Source organism: Streptomyces sp. NPDC058955 (assembly GCF_042741435.1).
Taxonomy (GTDB): domain Bacteria; phylum Actinomycetota; class Actinomycetes; order Streptomycetales; family Streptomycetaceae; genus Streptomyces.
The window spans coordinates 10,189-12,105 of the sequence record NZ_JBHYKM010000176.1 but is presented as its reverse complement, the minus strand read 5'-3'; the positions used below and the strand labels follow the sequence as shown (position 1 = coordinate 12,105).

Here is a 1,917-nt window from a genome sequence, read left to right as displayed (position 1 = left end):
GGGGGGGGCGCCGCCGGCCCCCGCTCCCCCGGCCCCGTCCCCCACCCCGACGACGGCGCCGCGCCCCGCGCCCGCGGCCCCGGTCGCGCTGCCGCACTACAAGCGGACCTCCCGGCCCCAGCCGAAGACCACCTCATCGCCCGTCACCACGATGCTGCTGATCACCGCGCCGGCCGTGCTGGCCACCGCGATCCTGCGCCCGCGCTCCTCCCGCTGACCGGCCCCGAGCGCCGCACCCCGCCGCACCCCGACTCGAACCCTCCGAGAAAGACCGAGGAACCATGTCCGAATGGCTCGTCCTGACCCTGGCGATGGCCGCGGCCTGCGCCGTCGTCCTGGCCATCGTCGTCATCAACCACCGCCGGATCCCCGACGACGACGACCCCAACGAGACCCCCGACGTCATCGAGTACATGACGATGATGATCGGCGTGATCTACGCGATCGTCCTCGGCCTCGCCATCGCCGGCGTCTGGGAGGGCCGGGGCGCCGCCCAGGAGGTGGTCCGCCAGGAGGCCCAGGCGATGCACGAGATCTCCGAGCGGGTCGAGGTCTACCCGCTGCCGGTCCGCGAGAGGATCCGCGCCGACGTCGACGCGTACGTCGACTACGTGGTGAACGAGGAGTTCGCGTACATGGCGGAGGAGGGCGCCACCACCCCCGAGGGCGACGCCCTGCTGCAGAAGGTGCGCCGCGGCGTCACCGACTACGAACCGGCCGACGACTTCGAGGGGCAGGCCTACCAGCCGCTGGTCGACCAGGTGATGGTCGCCGACGACGCCCGCGGCGCCCGCGGCCAGAGCGCCGGCGAGACCATGCCCGGGGTCGTGTGGTTCGGCCTGATCATCGGCGCGCTGGTCTCGGTGGGGCTCATCTTCACGCTCCAGATCCGGCGCACCGGCCGCGAGTTGCTGCTCGCCGGCCTCTACAGCGCGCTGATCGCCTTCCTGCTCTTCCTCATCTGGGACTTCGACGCCCCGTTCGGCCGCGGTCTCGCCGCCACCGCCGCGCCGTTCACCGATCTGTTCCCGCAGGTCACGGAGTGACCGGACGGGCGGGGCTGGGCCGCCCGGGGGACAAGGGTGCCCCATTCGCACGTCTGGGATCGCGGCTGTGGTAGTGCGCTCCTAGCGTTTCGGGCAACGAGGTGCACGCAGGCTCCACGCGGCCAAACCGCCGCGGCCGGCCCTCGGGACCCGGAGGAATCACCATGCGCGCGATACGTGCCGCGTCCACCGCCCTGCTGGGGGCGGCCGCCCTCGCCCTGGCCGCCCCCGTCACCGTCGCCCACGCGGCCGACGGTGCGCCCGCGCCGAACCCGCGGGTGCGGGGTGCCAAGGCCCCGGGCGATTTCGTCGTCTCCCCGTCGCTCGTCGCCCCCGGCGGGCGGGTGACGCTCAGCGCCCCCGGCTGCGCCAGCACGGCGACGGCGACGGCGGGCATCTTCGACACCGTCCAGATCGCCCCGGGCTCGACGGCCACCGCCACCGTGGACGCGGACGCCAAGCGCGGCGCCGTGTACACGGTGGCGTTCAACTGCTCGGGCGGCGTGCAGGACACCGTGGACCTGACGATCAGCGGACTGGCGACGCTGTCGCCCACCGCCCGCTCGACCGTGCTGCTCACCCCGCGCGGTGTGCAGGGCGGCCTCGGCGGCTCCCAGGGAAGCCTCGAATCGGGGACGCTGGCGGCCGGTACGGCCCTGGTGCTCGCCGCCGCCGCGGCCGGTACGGCGTACGTGATCCGGCGCCGCACGGGCGACCGCCGGCACTGAGCCGGAACCGTCCCCGTGCGCCGGACAGCCCGCCGCCCCCCCCCCCCCCACCCCGCACCCCGCGGGGCCCGGCCCCGCGACCCCACCGGCGGGGGGGCCGGCGCCGACCACCCAGCGGCCGGCGCCCGGGGGGGGCGCGCCAC

Annotated in this window: 2 protein-coding genes and 1 pseudogene; all 3 read left to right on the top strand. The window is 75.5% G+C overall.

Annotated features, from left to right (window positions below; genetic code table 11):
* A pseudogene (locus tag ACFW1I_RS36335) lies at positions 1-217 on the top strand (hypothetical protein); the annotation flags it as partial.
* A 64-nt stretch (positions 218-281) separates the two neighbouring features.
* Complete coding sequence (locus ACFW1I_RS36330) at positions 282-1,046, top strand: hypothetical protein (RefSeq protein WP_384678046.1); 765 nt, start codon at positions 282-284, stop codon at positions 1,044-1,046.
* Positions 1,047-1,210: 164 nt separating this feature from the next.
* Positions 1,211-1,774 (top strand): hypothetical protein, encoded by a 564-nt coding sequence (locus ACFW1I_RS36325; RefSeq protein WP_384678044.1) that lies wholly within the window; start codon positions 1,211-1,213, stop codon positions 1,772-1,774.
* Positions 1,775-1,917 lie beyond the last annotated feature (143 nt).